The following is a 15,788-nucleotide window of genomic DNA, read 5'->3' on the forward strand; positions in this document are numbered from 1 at the left end:
CCGCGGTCTCAATTGTGGTCTCATTCACTGCCGAACGGTGCCGTTCGCTCATGTCCGCGCCGGACGATAGCCGCAGGTCATGGACAGTGACGATCATCGCCGGACGACGGTCAACAGACTTGGAAAGCGTGTTGGGTTTACACCCTCACGAGTTCGAATCTCGTATCCTCCGCCACTGAGCAGCACTGACTCAGCGAGCAGTTCAGACGCTGAAGGCCGGGCCCGATCGGGTCCGGCCTTCGTCGTGTTTGGCGCCGCCCCTAATGGGATAAACTGGACATATGCGTCGAATGATTGCGGCAACGGCAGGTATCACCCTGGTTTCTGTTCTGGGGGCGGCGGCTCCGGCCCAGGCCTCCACCCACCGGCCGTGCAAGGTCGTCAAGCACTCCAGCACGAGTGGGGTGGTGGAGACGGCCGGCGGCAAGGCGAAGCTGGTCGCCGACGGTGTTCAGCTCACCACGCAGCCGGGCGAGGTCAATGACAAGGTCTCGTGGAAGACCTCGTTCTCGCCGGTTCTCGCCTCCTCGGTGCAGGAGGTCACGTACGAGACGGTGAAGCTCGACAAGAAGGGCGTGGGTGTCAACGACGCCGCGCTCCCGGCCTACCACCTCTACGTGCGCACGCCCAAGGGCGACGGCGTCCTGATCTACGAGCCCTACTACTACCTGATGGACATCGGCGGCGGTAACCCGCAGCGCCAGCTCCGCACCGAGTGGAACGTGCTCGACGGCAAGCTGTGGACGTCGTCGGCCAACACGATCGAGGGCATCGACAAGACCGCGGGCGGCCCGGCGACGCTGACCTTCGCCGAGGTGGTCACGAAGAACCCGAAGATGACGGTCACCGGAATCGGATTCGGCCTGGGCACCTACAACGAGGGCACCGTCTCCATCCTGGACGAGCAGCGGTTCGCCACGAAGGCCTCGTGCGCCGAGCATCAGTGGTCGACCGGCTTCAAGAACAACATCTGGTGGCCCTGGTCCTGGTAGGACCGCCAGAATGCCCTCGTGAAGAAACGTTGGGTCATTCCGGGCGTCGTCGTCCTGCTCGCTGCCGGTCTCTACGCCGGCAACCGGTCGGGCGGCGGCGCCGGCCACCCTCGGTTGCTGGCCCACCGTGGCATCGCGCAGACCTTCCCGCTGGCCGGCGTCGGCAACGACACCTGCACGGCGACCCAGATCGACCCGCCGGACCACGCGTTCATCGAGAACACCCTGCCGTCGATGCGGGCGGCGTTCGCGGCCGGCGCCGACATGCTCGAGTTCGACCTGCAGGTGTCGCGGGACGGCGCGCTGGTCGTCTTCCACGACTCGACGCTCGAGTGCCGGACCGACGGCACCGGCGCGATCAAGGACCATTCGCTGGCCGAGCTGCGCAAGCTTGATCTGGGGTACGGCTACACGGCCGACCATGGCGCCACGTTCCCGTTACGCGGCAAGGGCGTCGGATTGCTGGTCACGGTTCCGGAGGTGCTCGCCGCCTTCCCGGACCGCGAGCTGCTGATCGATCTGAAGAACGACGACGCCACCGAGGGCGCGCGCCTGGCCGACCTGCTGCGGGGCGAGAAACCAGAGCGCCTCAAGACCATCTCCGTGTACGGCGGGGACGCGCCGGTCGCCGCCGTGTCCGAACGACTGCCGCAGGTACGCGCCGCGTCCAAGAAGACGATGAAGAGCTGCCTGATCGCGTACGAAGGAATCGGCTGGACCGGCCACGTGCCCGACGCCTGCCGCCACACCGAGTTGCACCTGCCGCAACGCTATGGCCGGTTCCTCTGGGGCTGGCCGAACCGGTTCGTCGAGCGGATGCGCGCCGCCGACACCCGGGTGATCCTGGTCGCCGGCGACGGGCCGTGGTCCGAGGGCTGGGACCGTCCCGAGGACCTGAAGGATGTTCCGGACGGCTGGTCAGGCTGGTTGTGGAGCAACCGGGTCGACCTCATCGACGTCGCTCAGTAGGAAGATCCTGGGGATCGGCGAGGGCAGCAACCACAGGCAGGCGAGCACCCCGCCGGCCGCGGCGATGAGCAACGCGGGGCGTACGCCGACGGCCGAACCGAGCAGGCCACCGATGACCGCGCCGAGCGGGCGGATGCCGTAGTTGATCGTGCCGAAGACGCCGACCATCCGGCCGCGCATCTCGTCGGCGGTGACCGCGGCCTGCACCGCGTTCAGGTTGATGTCGAAGATCATCACGCCGAACCCGGACAGCGCCTCGGCCGCCGCCAGCAGCGCGAACGTCGACCAGCCGGACCCGTGGGCCAGGGCCAGGACGGCGATCGGGGCCGGGAAGAGGATGGCGCCGGCCACCACGCCGCGGCCCACCCCGTACCGCCGGGAGAGCCGCGGGGCCACGACGGCGCCGAGCAGACCACCGAGCGAGCCGAGGCCGAAGGCGAGGCCGATCTGACCGGCGGAGAGCCCCAGGTCACGGCTGGCGAAGAGGACGAGCAGGGCCTGCGCGATGAAGGTGAAGAAGTTGATCGTGGTCACGCAGGCCAGGGCCGACCTCAGGTACGGGTGCCGGCGCACGTAGGCGAGCCCGTCCCGCGCTGACGACGAGGCGGCCGGCACCGACGGCTCGACCCGGATCCGGCTGATGAACAGCGCCGAGACCAGGAACGACAGTGCGTCGGCGAGCATCGCCACCGGGGCCGTGAGCACCTGGATGAGGACGCCGCCGATCGCCGGGCCGGCCACGAAGGACGCGGACCGGCTGGTGCTGAGCTTGCTGTTGGCGTCGACGTACCGCTCGCGGTCGACCAGCTTGACGAAGAACGACGGGCCGGCCGCCTGGAACAGCACCTGGCCGAAGCCGGCCAGCAACGCCACCACGAACAGCTGCGCCAGCGTGACCACGCCGAACCAGTAGGCGAACGGGAGGCTGAGGATGGCGGCGGCGCTGATCACGTCGCCGATGATGAGCAGACGCCGGCGGTGGGCCTGGCCGTCCACCCAGGCGCCGATCAGGATCGACAGCAGGTTGGGCGTCCACACCGCGGCGGTCAGGAGGCCGACCTCGACCGGGGTGGCGGCGAGCGTGGTCACCGCGATCAGCGGCAGGGCGAGCTCGCTGACCCGGTCGCCGAACTCGGAGACGGTCTGGCCGGCCCAGTACTTGCCGAAGCGGCTCACCGGTCCTCCTCCTCGAGCGGCAGGTAGTGCCGGAGGATCCGGACCGGGCGCGCGCCGTCGGGCGGCGTCTCCCGGTGCACGTACGGGGCGAGCAGGGTGTCGATCGCGTCGGCCAGGCCGGCCAGTTCGTCCGCGGTGAGCGCCACACGGGTGTTGGACGGGCCGGCGTGCCGCAGCCACTCCGCCGGCAGGGTCGGGCGTACCTCGGCCATCCAGGCTTCGACCTGGGTGTTCGCGGTGGCGTACATCTGGTCGGCGAGCATTTCGGCGGCCGGGTCGTGGCTGCCCTCGAAGCGGAAGCCCTGGCCCACCGAGACCCACCAGCGTTGCCGGCGGTCGCCCGGCACGTCGGCCGGGTCGGCATCGGTGACCAGGCCGAACTCGGCCAGGTGCCGCAGGTGCCAGCTCACCACGGAGGGTGTGGCCTGCACGTGCGGCGCCAGCACGGTGGCGGTCGCGGGGCCGCTGCGCTGCAGGAAACTCAGGATCGCCAGGCGTACGGGGTGGGCCAGCGCCCGCATCGCCTTCGGATCGGTGAGCGGGACGTCGCCCAGGGGATTCGTGAGAGACATCTTTCGAAACTAATCTCTCACGTTCGTGAAAGCAACCTCTCAGATCTCGGCGGCGGCGATCGCGTCCTCGACCGTGGGGAACACGGCGAAGTAGCGGCTCAGGCCCACCGTCTGCATCAGGCCGGCCAGGAACGGGCTGACCGACGCGAAGCTGAGCCAGCCGCCGCGGGCCGCGATCACCTGTTTACTGGTGATGAACGCGCTCAGCCCGACGGAGTCGCAGAACTTGAGATCGGCCAGGTCCACCACGATCCGTGGCACCGGCCGGTCCAACAGGTCGGCCAGCGTGGCATGCAGCTTGGCCGTGGTTTCGGCGTCGAGTTCGCCGGACAGTTTGAGCACCGCTATGTCGGAGCGGTCGTCGGAAATCGTGGCCAACATCCCATTCTCTTTCGGATTCCGGACAGGTCAGTTCACTGCCAATACAGGCTAGAACGTCACAAACGGACACGGCCGGACACGAGGTCCGTTCGTGCGGTCCGTCAGATCCGTGGATGGGCTCAGATCCGAGGATGGGCGTTACGCAGCCGGATGCCGCTGAAGCGCTGGTCGCCCGCAGCCACCGCGTCCAGGTGCGGCCAGAGATTCGCCAGCAGCCGCAACTCGACGCCGGCCGCCTCATGCGCGGCCAGGAGGTCGCCGACCTCGTCGGGCGGGCCGAGCGGACGCACCTCCTCGGTGCTCACCCAGGCGTGCGGGTGCGGCGTCCCGAACGGGCGGAACGCGTCGCTCGCGAAGCGGTAGGCGTAGAGGCGGACCGTACGCAGGCGGTCCAGCCAGCCGTACTCGATGGCGTGCACGCGATGGGGCCGGGGCCAGGAACACACCCGGGGGCAGTCGCGCGGGAACCAGTAGGACGGCGCGTTCTCGGCGTCGACCGCCCAGACGTACGCCTCGGCCTCGCGCGCCGTCCGTGCGACGTGTGGCCGGAAAAGGGTGAGCGTCGGATCTTCCGAGAAATGCAGAACCTGGCCGGGATCGGGCAGCATGGTTCCTGCCTAAAGCAATCGGGCCGGACTCCGCAAAGGGAATCCGGCCCGATCAAGGTATTGGGGCCAAGCCAGAAGAGGTCAAGCAGGAGGCTCAGCCCGGCATCCGGCGCCTAAAGCTTGCGCCACTGCCAGCGTGAACCGCGCCACGCGTCCGCCAGGATCATGGCCGAAGCCTTTCCTGGACACTGCTGGACCTTCGATCTCCCCTCGGGTCCGCCCATCTGGGCTTCGACTTCCCAGGCTCTGCCGTCGGTCCGGACAAAGACGTCCCGCCGTGCAAGCCGGACGTCACCATTCCACCAGTGATGCTCAACTCTCACGGGTCAACTTTAAGACAGACATCGACCAATGCGACCGGGCCAGATTCGTGAAACTTCTTCACCACCAGGTCAGGGACCATCGGCCGACAGGTCGGATTTGGCCGCCACATCTTGCCTGGACGCCTATGTCTTAGGGCAGTCTCGGAGTCGTCACTATTCGTAGTAACCGCAGGTCGAAGCGCCGCGCGAAAATGCATCCGTCGGGACGAAACGGCACCGTCACGTCATCGACACGACAGCGGCCCGTTTGATCATGCTGTGAGCTCCCTGAGAGCCCCGTCACGAGGATTCGGGGGCCGACACAATTTTTCACAATCCGTGAGGTGGGACGTCCGCCGCCCAGGTCGAACCGTGATCGTGCCACTACCCTGCGCTGAACTAGGGCCAGACGAGCAGCACTGAGCAAGGGGCGTGGTCGACCACGAAGCGGGTCGCGTGACCCAGGCTGCGCGGGCCCAGGGCCAGACGATCGCCGTCCCGGGCCAGCACCAGCAGATCGGCGTCGGCGCAGGCCGCGACCACCTCACGCTCGGGCCGGCCCCAGCGCGTCACCCGCCGGCACTGGCGATCGAGCCGGCGCTCCGCCGCGGTCAGCACCGACTCCGCCGCCTCGGCCAGCAGTTCCCCGCCCGGCTCCGGTGGGTCGCCGGCGGCCGGCGGCCCGCCCCGCGCCGGCGAACCCGGCCAGTTGCGGCCGAGCAGACCGGCCCGGCCGCTCAGCGCGGCCATCGTGTCGCTGTCCACCACGTACAGCAGGGTGATCTCGCCGCCCTGCTCGCGCGCGGCGTCAACGCACGCCTCCCAGGTGTCGTCGGCGAGCCACACGAGCGTCCTCACGCGCCCGACACTCGCAGACTCAGCCACAGCGCCGCCACCCCCACGAGCAGACACGCCGGCACCGTAAGCGCACCCAGCCGGAGGAATTCGCCGGTCACCGGCGGTTCGCCGCGGCGGTGCAGAATCTGTCGCCACAGCAGCGTCGCCAGCGAACCGACATAGGTCAGATTGGGCCCGATGTTCGCGCCCAGCAAAACCGCCAGAACCAGACCGGTGTTGTGCGCGGCGAGCGGCAACAACATCAGCGTCGCGGGCAGATTGTTGAGCAGATTGGCGAGGACCGCGGCCAATCCGGCCATCGCCAGCAGACCCAGAATTCCGGAATGGTGCGGCGCCAGCCGATCGATCAGCCGCCCGAAACCGCTCCGGCCCGCCGCCAGCACGACGATGCCGAGACCGAACACGAAGAGGCAGAACCACGGATTGGCGGCGGCCAGGACCGATCGGGGCGTCAGACCTTTCTGCCGTACGCCCAGAGCGATCGCCCCGAGCGCCGCGACCCACGCCGGGTGCACGCCCAGCGGCCCGGCCACCACGAACCCGGCCAGCGTCACGCCCAGCACGACCAGGGCGTACCGCGGCGCGGGCTCGAGCTCGGCCGGCTCCGTCGCGCGTCGTACCCGCAGATCGCCGGCGAAGAACCAGCGCAGGATCGCGAACTCGACCGCCACCACGGCCAGCCAGGGCGCCGCCATCAGCCCGGCGAACTGCGGGAACGACAGGCCGCCGGCGCCCATCGCCAGCAGGTTGGTGAGGTTGGAGACGGGCAGCAGGATGGACGCCGAATTGGCGAGGTGGCTGCACGCGTACACATGGGGCTTGGGTCTGATCCTCAGGCGCGCCGCGGTCGCGAACACCACGGGCGTGAGCAGCACGACGGTCGCGTCCAGGCTGAGCACCGCGGTCACCACGGCCGCGATCGCGAAGACCAGGCCGAGCAGCCGCGTCGGCGACCCGCGGCTGGACCGGGCGGCCAGCGCGCCCGCCCACCGGAAGACGCCGGCCCGGTCGGCCAGATGGGCCAGGAGCAGCACCGCCGCCAGGAAGCCGACGGTCGGGCCCAAGCCGCGGATCTCCCGCCACGCGTCCGGCCACGGCACCAGCCCCGCCACCACGGCAATCACGGCAGCCGGCACCGCGGCGACGGCCTCGGGCAGCCCGCGGGGCCGTGCGACCGCGAAACCCAGCACCCCGGCGAGCAGTAACAGCGAAACCAGGGTGCTCACGGCGGGACCTTACCCAGCGATCACCACGGAACAACGCCCTGGTCGTCGAAGATCCCGCCGGTCGGGCCGCCGTCCGGGAGGGTGGCCAGGTGGATGGCGATCGCGGCGCCCTGCCGCGGGGTGCGCACGCCGCGGTGGCCGTTCAGGTCGGTCGCCACGAAACCCGGGCAGGCCGCGTTGACCAGGATGTTCGTGTCGTGGAGCTCCTTGGCGTACTGCACGGTCATGGCGGTCAGGAAGGACTTGGACGGGGCGTAGGCGCCGGAGATCGGGCCGGTGACATCGTCCGGGCCGGTCTGCCGGGTCAGCGAGCCGACGCTGCTCGACATGTTGACGATCCGCGGCGACGCCGAGCGCCGCAGCAGCGGCAACATCGCGTTGGTGACCCGGACGACGCCGATCACGTTGGTGTCGACCACCCGGGCCACCGTCGCCGGGTCGACCACGGTCGGCGCCTGCGGCATGCCGCCGGTGATTGCTGCGTTGTTGACCAGCACGTCGAGCCGGCCGGCGCGCTTCTCGATCAGCTCGGCGGCGGCGGTCACGGTGGCCTGGTCGGTCACGTCCAGGGGTACGCCGAACGCGTCGACGCCGGCCGCGCGCAGCTTCGCCACCGCCTCCTCGCGGCGCTCCTCGTCGCGGGCGCCGACGCCGACGCTCCAGCCGAGGGCGCCCAGGCCGGCCGCGATCTCGTACCCGATGCCCTTGTTCGCGCCGGTGACCAGCGCGGTGATGGATTCGCTCATGCCTCGAAGCCTGGCCGCGCCCCGGTGACGGCTCCAACACCGTCTGGGTACGGATCAATATCCCCCGGGTATCGATCCGCTAGTAGATTGGCCGGCATGGAGACGCGGGAGCTGCGGTACTTCGTCGCGGTCGCCGAGGAGCTGCACTTCGGGCGGGCGGCTCAGCGGCTCGGCATGGCGCAGCCGCCGCTGTCGCGGGCCATCGGGCAGCTCGAGCGGCGGCTCGGCGTGGCCCTGCTGCGGCGGACCAGCCGGTCGGTCACGCTCACCGAGGCCGGCGAGGTGCTGCTCCGCGAGGGCGGGGCCGCCCTCGACGCGGTGGCGGCGGCCGAGCGCCGCACCCGCCGGGCCCAGCCCGGTGGCGCCGCGGGCCTGGTCCTGGTGGCCAAGGCCGCGGCGGCCGGCGAGCTGCTGGCCAAGCTGCTCGACGCGTACGCCGCCGAGCCCGGCGCGGTCCCGGTCGACGTGGTGCTCTGCGGTGTGGGCGAGCAGGAGGCGATGCTGCGCGACGGCCGGGCCGACGTGGCCCTGCTGCACACCCCCTTCGACTCCACGACCGGCCTGGACGTCGAGGAACTGCACACCGAGACCCAGGTCGCGGTGCTGCCGGCCGGACACCCGCTGACCACGCGAACGCGGTTGCGGATCGCCGACGTCGACTCGCTGCCCGACCTGCCGATGGCACGCTGGCCCCGGCGGGACGGCTCGTACCCGCCCGGCCCCGGCCCCGAGATCCACGACCAGGCCCAGCTGCTGCAACTGATCTCCCTCGGCCGGGCTGTGGTGGTCCTGCCCGAGAGCGTCCGCCCCTACCTGAGCGAGGGCCACGCCATCGTGCCGGTGTCCGACGCCCCCGAGGTGACCACGGTCATCGCCTGGCCGCCGCACAGCACATCCCGCGCCCTGGCCGCCCTGGTCCGGACCGCCACCCGGCTCTAGCCGGACGACAACAACGACGAAGCGCCCGGCGGGTCGCCGGGCGCTTCGGGTGAAGAGCGGTGGTGAAGGGATTTGAACCCTTGGAGGGCTTGCACCCTCACACGCTTTCGAGGCGTGCTCCTTAGGCCGCTCGGACACACCACCGCGAAGTAGATTACCCGACCGGCGGATCCGGCCCACCGCCGGGTTGGCACCTCGGTGGCTGGCAGGATCGGCGGTGAGGGAATCGTCGACGGAGGGAAAAGCATGAGCGTGCACATCGGGGCGCAGCCGGGCGAGATCGCGGAGCGGGTCCTGCTGCCCGGGGACCCGATGCGGGCCAAGTGGATCGCCGAGACCTTCCTGGACGACCCGAAGTGCTACACGCAGGTGCGGGGCATGCTCGGGTTCACCGGGACCTGGCAGGGCGTGCCGGTGTCGGTGCAGGGGTCGGGCATGGGCATGCCGTCGGCGTCGATCTACACCCATGAGCTGATCAACGAGTACGGCGTCCGCGACCTGATCCGGATCGGGTCGTGCGGCGCGCTCGCCGAGGAGCTTCAGCTGGGTGACGTGGTGGCGGCGATCGGCTCGGCCACCGACTCGAACATGAACCGGGTCCGGTTCGACGGGCTGGTCGACTACGCGCCGGTGGCGGACTTCACGCTGCTGCGTACGGCCGTGGAGGTCGCCGAACGCCGGGGCACCGCGATGCGGGTCGGCCCGATCCTGGCCGCCGACGCCTTCTACACCGACCGCCCCGACCTCTACGACACGCTGGCCGACTACGGCGTGCTGGCGGTCGAGATGGAGTCGGCGGCGATCTACACGATCGCGGCCCGCTACAAGGCCCGGGCGCTGACCATCCTGACCGTGAGCGACCACATCAAGCGCGGCGAGGCGATGGAGTCGGCCCAGCGGGAGACCGGCTTCTCGGCGATGGTGCAGATCGGGCTCGACACCATCACGGGCGCCGGAAGAACTCCCGCATGAGGGCCGCGCACTCCGCTTCCAGCACCCCGGAGTAGACCGCGGGCCGGTGGTTGAGCCGCCGGTCCCGCACCACGTCCCAAAGCGACCCCACGGCGCCGGTCTTCGGTTCCCAGGCGCCGAAGACCAGCGTCGACACCCGGGCCAGGACCAGCGCCCCGGCGCACATCGTGCACGGCTCCAGCGTCACGACCAGCGTGCAGCCCTCGAGCCGCCGGGTGCCCAGCGCGGCCGCGGCCCGGCGCAGGGCCAGGATCTCGGCGTGCGCGGTCGGGTCGCCGGCCGCCTCCCGTTCGTTGCCGGCCGCCGCCAGCTCGGCGCCGTCCGGACCGAGGACCACCGCACCGACGGGGACGTCCTCGGGGTACGACGCGGCCACCTCGAGCGCGCGGCGCATCCACGCGAGGTGGAGCGGCCGGCTGCTCACGCCTCGCGGAGCTCTTCCAGCTCGTCCACGAACCCCAGCTTCTCGGCCACCGACGAGATGACGTCGGCCGGGAGCAGTCCTTCCTGGGCGCACAGGGCCAGCAGCCGCGACGAGGTGAGGCCCAGGTCGGTCAGGATCTCGGTGTCGCCCACGGGGTCGGCGTCGGGGTCGGCGACCGGCGGGTCGTCCTCGTCGTCGTCCTCGTCCTCCTCGGCGCCGGACGACGGCTCGGCGACCTCGTCGATGTCGAGCGCGGGCGCCTCGATGTCGCCGAGCAGCATCGCGCCCAGGCGCGACTCCTCGGCGAAGGCCGAGTCCGAGCCGAAGACCCGCAGGTCTTCGCCCTCGTCCAGGCGGAGGATCACGAGGTACAGATCGTCGGCCTCGACGAACAGCAGGGAGACCTCGGCCTCCGGCTCGGCGTCGAGCAGCCGGTCGGCGACCTCGTCGAGGTCAGCGAGGCCGTTCAGCTCGATCTCGGATGCCGTCCAACCGTTCTTGCCCCGGGCGACGGCGGCAGCAAAAGTCGACACGATTCCCCCACTGCGATGTCCTGGCGCGAACAAAGCTATCGGGTGCGCGCGCGGGCGCGAAGCACCACGCCCCGAATGAGTGTCAGGAAACGACGCGGCGGCGGCGCCGGTTGGCGATCAACTCGCGGATGCGGGCGCCGCGCAGCCGCTCGGGCTGGGTGAACTCACGCGCGGCCTTGGCGTCGGCGAGGGCCGCCAAGAGTTCGAGCCGCCGGCGGCGCCGGTCGGGGTCAAGCCGCTGTGGGGAAGAGGCCATGAGGCAGAGGTTGCCGAGCGCGGCGATGTTCGTCAAGGCCGAGTGCGCAGCGCCACCATGAACACACCGTACGTCTATGAGAAGTATCGCCAGACCAGGACATTCACCACAGCGGCCAGTCGAGGGTGGTAACCCATCGGTGGGTCACGAAGCCCATCGCGATGGACAGGCCCAGCCCCGAGACGATCGCCACCCCGGTGGCCACGCCGCGGTCGCCGAGCAGGCTCAGGATGAGCGCGACGGCCCAGGCGCCGACCGCGGCGCCGACCGTCCACCAGGCATAGCTGACCAGGTCGCGGCCGAGGAAGCCGAAGGCGGCGAACCACACCATCGCGGCGGCCATGCCGGACAGCAGCGGCGCGGCCGAGATCGTGTGGGGTTCGCGGTAGACCGGGCGTGGCGGCGCGCCGGCGGGGAGGCCGGGCGGCGGCGCCGGCGGGGTGTCGCCGCCGACCGGCAGCCACCCGGGCGGCGGCGGTTGCGCCGCGGGCCAGATGCCGTGCCGCTCGCCCATGCCAAACCCCTTCACGCCGAATGAGAGCCGCTCCCGGCCTCTGCACGCCGGATGAGAGCCGATACCGAATGAGACTAGCCGGGATGACCAGGGCAGCGGGATCGGACGACTTCTGTCAGGATGGCGCGGTGTTTCGCCTCCGTACCCTCACCGGACTGACCGCTCTGGCCCTCGTGCTGGCCGGCTGCGGCGCTCCCGCGAGCGACGGCACCGAGACCGCCCCGGCGGCCGCGACGCCGATCTTCGTGGAGCCGTCGTCGCCCGCCGCCGCCGATCCCCCCGCGGCCCTGACGGCGCCGTCGCCGACCCCGGCCAAGCCGTCGGTGACGCCGAAGCCCAAGGCCAAGACGTCGACGCCGGCCACGCCCAAGAACGTCAAGTACGTCTTCCCGGTCAAGGCGTCGAACGTCGCCTACCACCCGACCCACGGCAAGTACCCGGCGACGGACATCTTCGCCGACTGCGGTGAGTCGGTGGTGGCCGCCACGAGCGGCGTGGTCCTCGAGGTCAGCCGCAAGGACAGCTACGTCAAGGGGTCACCGGACGGCCCGAACAACGGCGGCCTCTCGGTGTCGCTGCTGGGCGACGACGGCGTCCGTTACTACGGTTCCCACTTCAGCAAGGTGCAGAGCGCGATCAAGGCGGGCGTACGCGTGACCGCCGGTCAGCTGCTCGGCCAGGTCGGCCGTACCGGGAACGCCAACAACGTCTGCCACCTGCACTTCGGCATCTCGCCGCCGTGCGCCAAGACCGGCGACTGGAAGACCCGGCGCGGCGTGGTCTGGCCGGCCACCTTCCTCGACTCGTGGCGCAAGAAGGGCGGCAAGAGCCCGGTCGCCACGGTGAAGGCCTGGGAGAAGAAGAACCACTGCAAGCCGTAATCGAAGAGGAGGGCCGCACCCTCGCCCGAGAGGTGCGGCCCAAGACTTTCAGCTGAACTGGGCGAGGCGCTTCACCGACTTGCCATTGATGGTGGTGAAGGCGCCGCCCGCGGCCATCGCGCCGAAGCTCGAGGTGGTGGCCATGGCCAGCACGCCCTCGATGCCGTTCCCGTTGGCCGTCCAGGACTGCAGCTTCCCGTCGGCCGGGGCCAGCGCGGCCAGTTTGATCCGCGAGTTCGACCCGTCCAGGCAGACGCCGTGGTCGCCGGTCCGCGCGCTCTTGCAGGCCCGGTCGAAGTGCCCGCCGACGTAGACCGTGTTGCCGTACGAGGCGATGGCCTGCGCGTCACCGTCGAACGTGGCCGTCCACTTGAGGGTCCCGCCGGCCGAGTACGCGTTCGCCTTGCCGCCCTGCCCGCCGTGCGCGGTGTAGACGCCGTCCGGTGCGGCCGTGATCGCGTACGTGATCACCGAGGCCTTGGGCTTGAACCCGGTGACGACGGAGCCCTTGGCCGGCTCGAGCGCGACCAGCCGGTCGTACCCGGACGTGCTGTTGACCTTGTGGAATTTGCCGCCGACGTAGATCCGGCCGGTCGTGGCCGCAATGGTCTCGACCTGGTCGTCGACGGCCGGCTTCCAGGTGCTGTCGAGGTCGCCGCGGCCCAGGCTGAACGCGGCGAGGCGGGTGCGGGTCTGCCCGTCCACCGCGGTGATCGCCCCACCGACGTAGAGTCGCCCGGAGCCGGCCGCCAGCGCGTACGGCCGGCCGCTGACGCTGTGCTCGAAGCTCCCGACCGCCCCCGTGACGGCGTCGAGCTTGGCGAGGCTGTCGCGGGTCTGTCCGCTGACCGCGCCGAAGTCACCGGCCGCGTAGACCGCCGACCCGCTCACGGCCAGCGCCTTGACCCGCCCGTCGGCGGACGGCGCCCAGCTCAGCAACTCACCGGTGCGCGCGTCGACCGCGGCGAGCCGGCTCCGGGCGATGGTCTTTCCCTTGACCACGACCGAGGTGAAGTCCCCGCCGACGTAGAGCGTGTTTCCCGAGTACGCCACCGCCAGCACCGTCCCGTTGAAGCCGGGCAGCACGTCCGGCGACGCGGACAGGGCCGCCCACGCCGGGGTGGCCGCGGCCACCAGCGCCGCCACAATCCCGGCGCCGATAATCCCCCGATTGACAGATTTGCCCGTGTAAGTCACGAAGTGACAGTAACGCGAAGATAAGCTGCGTTCTATTGCGAAACGGACTAATCCCCCACCAGCCGGATGGCCGATAGAGTGCCTCTTCGTGAACGTCGCGGTGCTGGGACTCGGCCTGATCGGCGGCTCGGTGCTCCAGGCGCTGGCCGCCGGCGGACATCGGGTGGTGGGCTTCGACGCCGACCCGGCGACCCGGGCCACCGCGCGCACCGCGGCCGCCCGCGCCCGATCCGGCTCCCGCTGGGAGGTGGCGGGCACCATCCGGGACGCGGTGCGGGACACCGACCTGTGCGTGCTGGCCGTGCCGTTCCCCGCCCTGCCGTCGGTGCTCGACGAGATGACCGGCTACCGCGGGCTGGTCACCGACGTCACGTCGATCAAGGCGCCGGTCCGCGACCTGACCGGCGACCTGCGGTTCGTCGGCGGGCACCCGATGGCGGGCAAGGAGACGTCCGGGTTCCGGGCCGCCGACCGGGGGCTTTTCGTCGGCTGCGCCTGGGTGCTCTGCCTGGAGCCGGAGACCGAGACCGCCGAGTGGTTCGACCTGGCCGAGATCATCACCGGGCTGGGGGCGCGGGTGGTGCCGGCGACGGCGGCCGAGCACGATCGCGTGGTGGCCGGCGTCAGTCACGTACCCCATCTGCTCGCCGCGGCCCTGACCGGCGCGATCGAGGGTGACCCGCTCGCGGCCGCGTTGGCCGCGGGGTCCTTCCGGGACGGCACCCGGGTGGCGGCGACCCGGCCCGAGCTGATCGCGGCGATGTGCGGCGGTAACGCGGCCGCCGTGACCGAGGCCCTCGACCAGGTACTGCGGAGCTTGCAGGCGATGCGTACGGAACTGAGCGCCGAGGACCCGGTGGCCGCCCTGGGCCCGCTGCTCGCACCGGCCAGCGCCGCCCGCGCCGCCTGGCCACCCGTCCCCGGCGAGCAGGCCGAGCTGCCCGTTCGCAAGGACGTGCTGCTGCGGCTGGGCCGGGTCGGCGGCTGGGTCACCGGCATCGACCGCGAGCGCCGAAAAGTCATCGCCATGCGGCCGGAAACTGACCGCAATAGCCCCTAGCGTGGTCCTCAACAACGACGAAGGAGCACGACATGCCTGGTCAGACCCGTCCGGTCAGCGACGAGCGCGACGGCCTGATGGCCTTCCTGGAGCAGCGGCGCTACCTGCTCAAGCTCACCGGCTACGGCCTCACCCCTTCGCAGTTGCGGGCTACTCCCAGCGCCAGCGAGCTGAGCGTCGGCGGCGTGATCCGGCACTGCGCGTACACCGAAGCGGGCTGGATCGACACGGTCCTCCAGCGCCCGCCGTCCTACCCCGGCGCCCACCAGTGGGACCAGCACTTCGACGTGGCCGAGGGCGAGACCCTGGACGACATCCTCGCCTTCACCGACCGGGTGGCGGCCGAGACCGCGCGGGTCGTCGCCGGCCTCGACCTCGATCACCAGATCCCGATCGACAAGAGCGTCCCGTGGAACCCGCAGGACCACGACCACTGGAGCCTCCGCTGGGTACTGATGCACCTGATCGAGGAGTACGCCCACCACACCGGGCACGCCGACATCATCCGGCAGACGGTCGACGGCGCCACCGCGTACAGCCTGATGTCCGCGGCCGAGGGCTGGCCCGCCAACGACTTCGTCAAGCCGTGGAAGCCGGCGACGCAACCAACAACCTGACGAGCCCCTCTTTTCGGCTCGATCCACATCAAGATCAAGAGCTTGATGTCGTAGCTGTGTGGGTGGTTCTGACCGTCGCTCCCGCCGAGGCCGGCCACCCGGCTCCAGGCCGCTGGCGCGGCCAGAACAGAGCCGCGCGACCTTCATTCTGCGTGCGTGGTCACCCTCCCGGCGCTTCGCGCCAACCCCCAAACATCCCGTCCGGCTGGCGACCGAGGTCGGCGGCTAGGCCCGTATTCCGCAGGTCGGCGATCGTCAGCACCATTCCAGCGGATTGACGTCGAGCAGGTCGAGGATTTCGAGTTGCAGGGGTGTGGGTTGAGGGATGGTGTGTGGGTTGCCGCTGGTCGCGGGGATCAGTCGTATGCCGGCGAGGGCTTGGAAGATGAGCCGGGTGGTCGGGATCGCGGGCCGGCCGGCGTAGAGGCCGGCGACGGTCGTGCGGTCCTGCGCGCGTAGGGCGGCTCTGATCTGGCGTTCGATCAGGCTGAAGATGAGCAGGGCGAGGCAGACCACGGTGATCATGGCGGTGATCCGGCGGTTGTCCTTCAGGTAGATCGCGGCG

General features: G+C 70.6%; 21 protein-coding genes and 1 tRNA gene. 7 read left to right on the forward strand and 15 right to left on the reverse strand.

Annotated features, from left to right (window positions below; translation table 11 throughout):
• The first annotated feature begins 281 nt into the window (after positions 1-281).
• Together AB0M54_RS04955 and AB0M54_RS04960 are read left to right on the forward strand one after the other, a co-directional pair.
• A complete protein-coding gene (locus tag AB0M54_RS04955) occupies positions 282-992 on the forward strand; it encodes a hypothetical protein (RefSeq protein WP_364312929.1) in 711 nt (236 codons plus the stop codon).
• An 18-nt stretch (positions 993-1,010) separates the two neighbouring features.
• Positions 1,011-1,961 carry a glycerophosphodiester phosphodiesterase family protein gene (locus AB0M54_RS04960; protein WP_364469137.1) on the forward strand — a complete coding sequence of 317 codons (951 nt, stop codon included), beginning with the start codon at positions 1,011-1,013 and terminating at the stop codon, positions 1,959-1,961.
• Here the strand turns inward: AB0M54_RS04960 and AB0M54_RS04965 are convergent.
• The 8 genes from AB0M54_RS04965 to AB0M54_RS05000 all read right to left on the reverse strand — a co-directional run bounded on the left by AB0M54_RS04965 (position 1,911) and on the right by AB0M54_RS05000 (position 7,830).
• Positions 1,911-3,137: an MFS transporter gene (locus tag AB0M54_RS04965; protein ID WP_364312922.1), complete on the reverse strand. Its 1,227-nt coding sequence runs from the start codon at positions 3,135-3,137 to the stop codon at positions 1,911-1,913. The genes AB0M54_RS04960 and AB0M54_RS04965 overlap by 51 nt on opposite strands.
• The gene (locus tag AB0M54_RS04970; protein ID WP_364469139.1) at positions 3,134-3,709 is read right to left on the reverse strand and encodes a helix-turn-helix domain-containing protein; all 576 of its coding nucleotides are present in this window, start codon (positions 3,707-3,709) and stop codon (positions 3,134-3,136) included. Before AB0M54_RS04970 ends, AB0M54_RS04965 begins: the two co-directional genes overlap by 4 nt.
• Positions 3,710-3,748: 39 nt before the next feature.
• Entirely contained in the window at positions 3,749-4,090 is a 342-nt protein-coding gene (locus tag AB0M54_RS04975; protein ID WP_364312917.1) for an STAS domain-containing protein, read from the reverse strand.
• A gap of 119 nt (positions 4,091-4,209) precedes the next feature.
• Complete coding sequence (locus AB0M54_RS04980) at positions 4,210-4,698, reverse strand: DUF6886 family protein (protein ID WP_364469141.1); 489 nt, start codon at positions 4,696-4,698, stop codon at positions 4,210-4,212.
• A gap of 113 nt (positions 4,699-4,811) precedes the next feature.
• Positions 4,812-5,021, reverse strand: coding sequence for a hypothetical protein (locus AB0M54_RS04985; RefSeq protein WP_364312910.1), 210 nt, complete (start codon positions 5,019-5,021; stop codon positions 4,812-4,814).
• Between the two features lie 378 nt (positions 5,022-5,399).
• Positions 5,400-5,858, reverse strand: coding sequence for a universal stress protein (locus AB0M54_RS04990; protein ID WP_364469143.1), 459 nt, complete (start codon positions 5,856-5,858; stop codon positions 5,400-5,402).
• Positions 5,855-7,084: an SLC13 family permease gene (locus tag AB0M54_RS04995; RefSeq protein ID WP_364312904.1), complete on the reverse strand. Its 1,230-nt coding sequence runs from the start codon at positions 7,082-7,084 to the stop codon at positions 5,855-5,857. The genes AB0M54_RS04990 and AB0M54_RS04995 overlap by 4 nt, the downstream gene beginning before the upstream one ends.
• 20 nt (positions 7,085-7,104) lie before the next feature.
• Positions 7,105-7,830 carry an SDR family oxidoreductase gene (locus AB0M54_RS05000; RefSeq protein ID WP_364312901.1) on the reverse strand — a complete coding sequence of 242 codons (726 nt, stop codon included), beginning with the start codon at positions 7,828-7,830 and terminating at the stop codon, positions 7,105-7,107.
• 96 nt (positions 7,831-7,926) lie between these two features.
• On the opposite strand from AB0M54_RS05000, the gene AB0M54_RS05005 reads away from it, so the two are divergent.
• Positions 7,927-8,769 carry a LysR family transcriptional regulator gene (locus AB0M54_RS05005; protein WP_364469145.1) on the forward strand — a complete coding sequence of 281 codons (843 nt, stop codon included), beginning with the start codon at positions 7,927-7,929 and terminating at the stop codon, positions 8,767-8,769.
• 57 nt (positions 8,770-8,826) lie between these two features.
• On the opposite strand, the gene AB0M54_RS05010 is transcribed toward AB0M54_RS05005, so the two are convergent.
• A tRNA-Ser gene (locus tag AB0M54_RS05010) sits at positions 8,827-8,913 on the reverse strand.
• A 102-nt stretch (positions 8,914-9,015) separates the two neighbouring features.
• Between AB0M54_RS05010 and deoD the strand changes: the two genes are divergently transcribed.
• The gene (gene deoD, locus AB0M54_RS05015) at positions 9,016-9,741 is read left to right on the forward strand and encodes a purine-nucleoside phosphorylase (RefSeq protein ID WP_364312898.1); all 726 of its coding nucleotides are present in this window, start codon (positions 9,016-9,018) and stop codon (positions 9,739-9,741) included.
• Here deoD and AB0M54_RS05020 read toward each other — a convergent pair.
• The 4 genes from AB0M54_RS05020 to AB0M54_RS05035 all read right to left on the reverse strand — a co-directional run bounded on the left by AB0M54_RS05020 (position 9,713) and on the right by AB0M54_RS05035 (position 11,468).
• Positions 9,713-10,135 (reverse strand): nucleoside deaminase, encoded by a 423-nt coding sequence (locus AB0M54_RS05020; protein ID WP_364469198.1) that lies wholly within the window; start codon positions 10,133-10,135, stop codon positions 9,713-9,715. The two genes, deoD and AB0M54_RS05020, sit on opposite strands and share 29 nt — an antisense overlap.
• Before the next feature lie 26 nt (positions 10,136-10,161).
• Positions 10,162-10,698, reverse strand: coding sequence for a tRNA adenosine deaminase-associated protein (locus AB0M54_RS05025; protein ID WP_364312895.1), 537 nt, complete (start codon positions 10,696-10,698; stop codon positions 10,162-10,164).
• Positions 10,699-10,780: 82 nt separating this feature from the next.
• Entirely contained in the window at positions 10,781-10,990 is a 210-nt protein-coding gene (locus AB0M54_RS05030) for a hypothetical protein (RefSeq protein WP_364312892.1), read from the reverse strand.
• 67 nt (positions 10,991-11,057) lie between these two features.
• Positions 11,058-11,468 (reverse strand): hypothetical protein, encoded by a 411-nt coding sequence (locus AB0M54_RS05035; protein ID WP_364312889.1) that lies wholly within the window; start codon positions 11,466-11,468, stop codon positions 11,058-11,060.
• 128 nt (positions 11,469-11,596) lie between these two features.
• Between AB0M54_RS05035 and AB0M54_RS05040 the strand changes: the two genes are divergently transcribed.
• Complete coding sequence (locus AB0M54_RS05040; RefSeq protein ID WP_364469147.1) at positions 11,597-12,349, forward strand: M23 family metallopeptidase; 753 nt, start codon at positions 11,597-11,599, stop codon at positions 12,347-12,349.
• Between the two features lie 48 nt (positions 12,350-12,397).
• Here the strand turns inward: AB0M54_RS05040 and AB0M54_RS05045 are convergent, their stop codons facing one another.
• Positions 12,398-13,546, reverse strand: a complete 1,149-nt coding sequence (locus AB0M54_RS05045; protein WP_364469149.1) for a hypothetical protein — start codon at positions 13,544-13,546, stop codon at positions 12,398-12,400.
• A gap of 88 nt (positions 13,547-13,634) precedes the next feature.
• Here AB0M54_RS05045 and AB0M54_RS05050 point away from each other — a divergent pair, with 88 nt between their 5' ends.
• Both AB0M54_RS05050 and AB0M54_RS05055 read left to right on the forward strand, forming a co-directional pair.
• Positions 13,635-14,606 carry a prephenate dehydrogenase/arogenate dehydrogenase family protein gene (locus tag AB0M54_RS05050; protein WP_364469152.1) on the forward strand — a complete coding sequence of 324 codons (972 nt, stop codon included), beginning with the start codon at positions 13,635-13,637 and terminating at the stop codon, positions 14,604-14,606.
• A 32-nt stretch (positions 14,607-14,638) separates the two neighbouring features.
• Positions 14,639-15,223 (forward strand): DinB family protein, encoded by a 585-nt coding sequence (locus AB0M54_RS05055; RefSeq protein WP_364312878.1) that lies wholly within the window; start codon positions 14,639-14,641, stop codon positions 15,221-15,223.
• Between the two features lie 255 nt (positions 15,224-15,478).
• On the opposite strand, the gene AB0M54_RS05060 is transcribed toward AB0M54_RS05055, so the two are convergent.
• Positions 15,479-15,788: hypothetical protein (locus tag AB0M54_RS05060; protein ID WP_364469154.1), on the reverse strand; the 310-nt coding region annotated here is incomplete at its 5' end.

The organism is Actinoplanes sp. NPDC051470 (assembly GCF_040682035.1).
Taxonomy (GTDB): domain Bacteria; phylum Actinomycetota; class Actinomycetes; order Mycobacteriales; family Micromonosporaceae; genus Actinoplanes.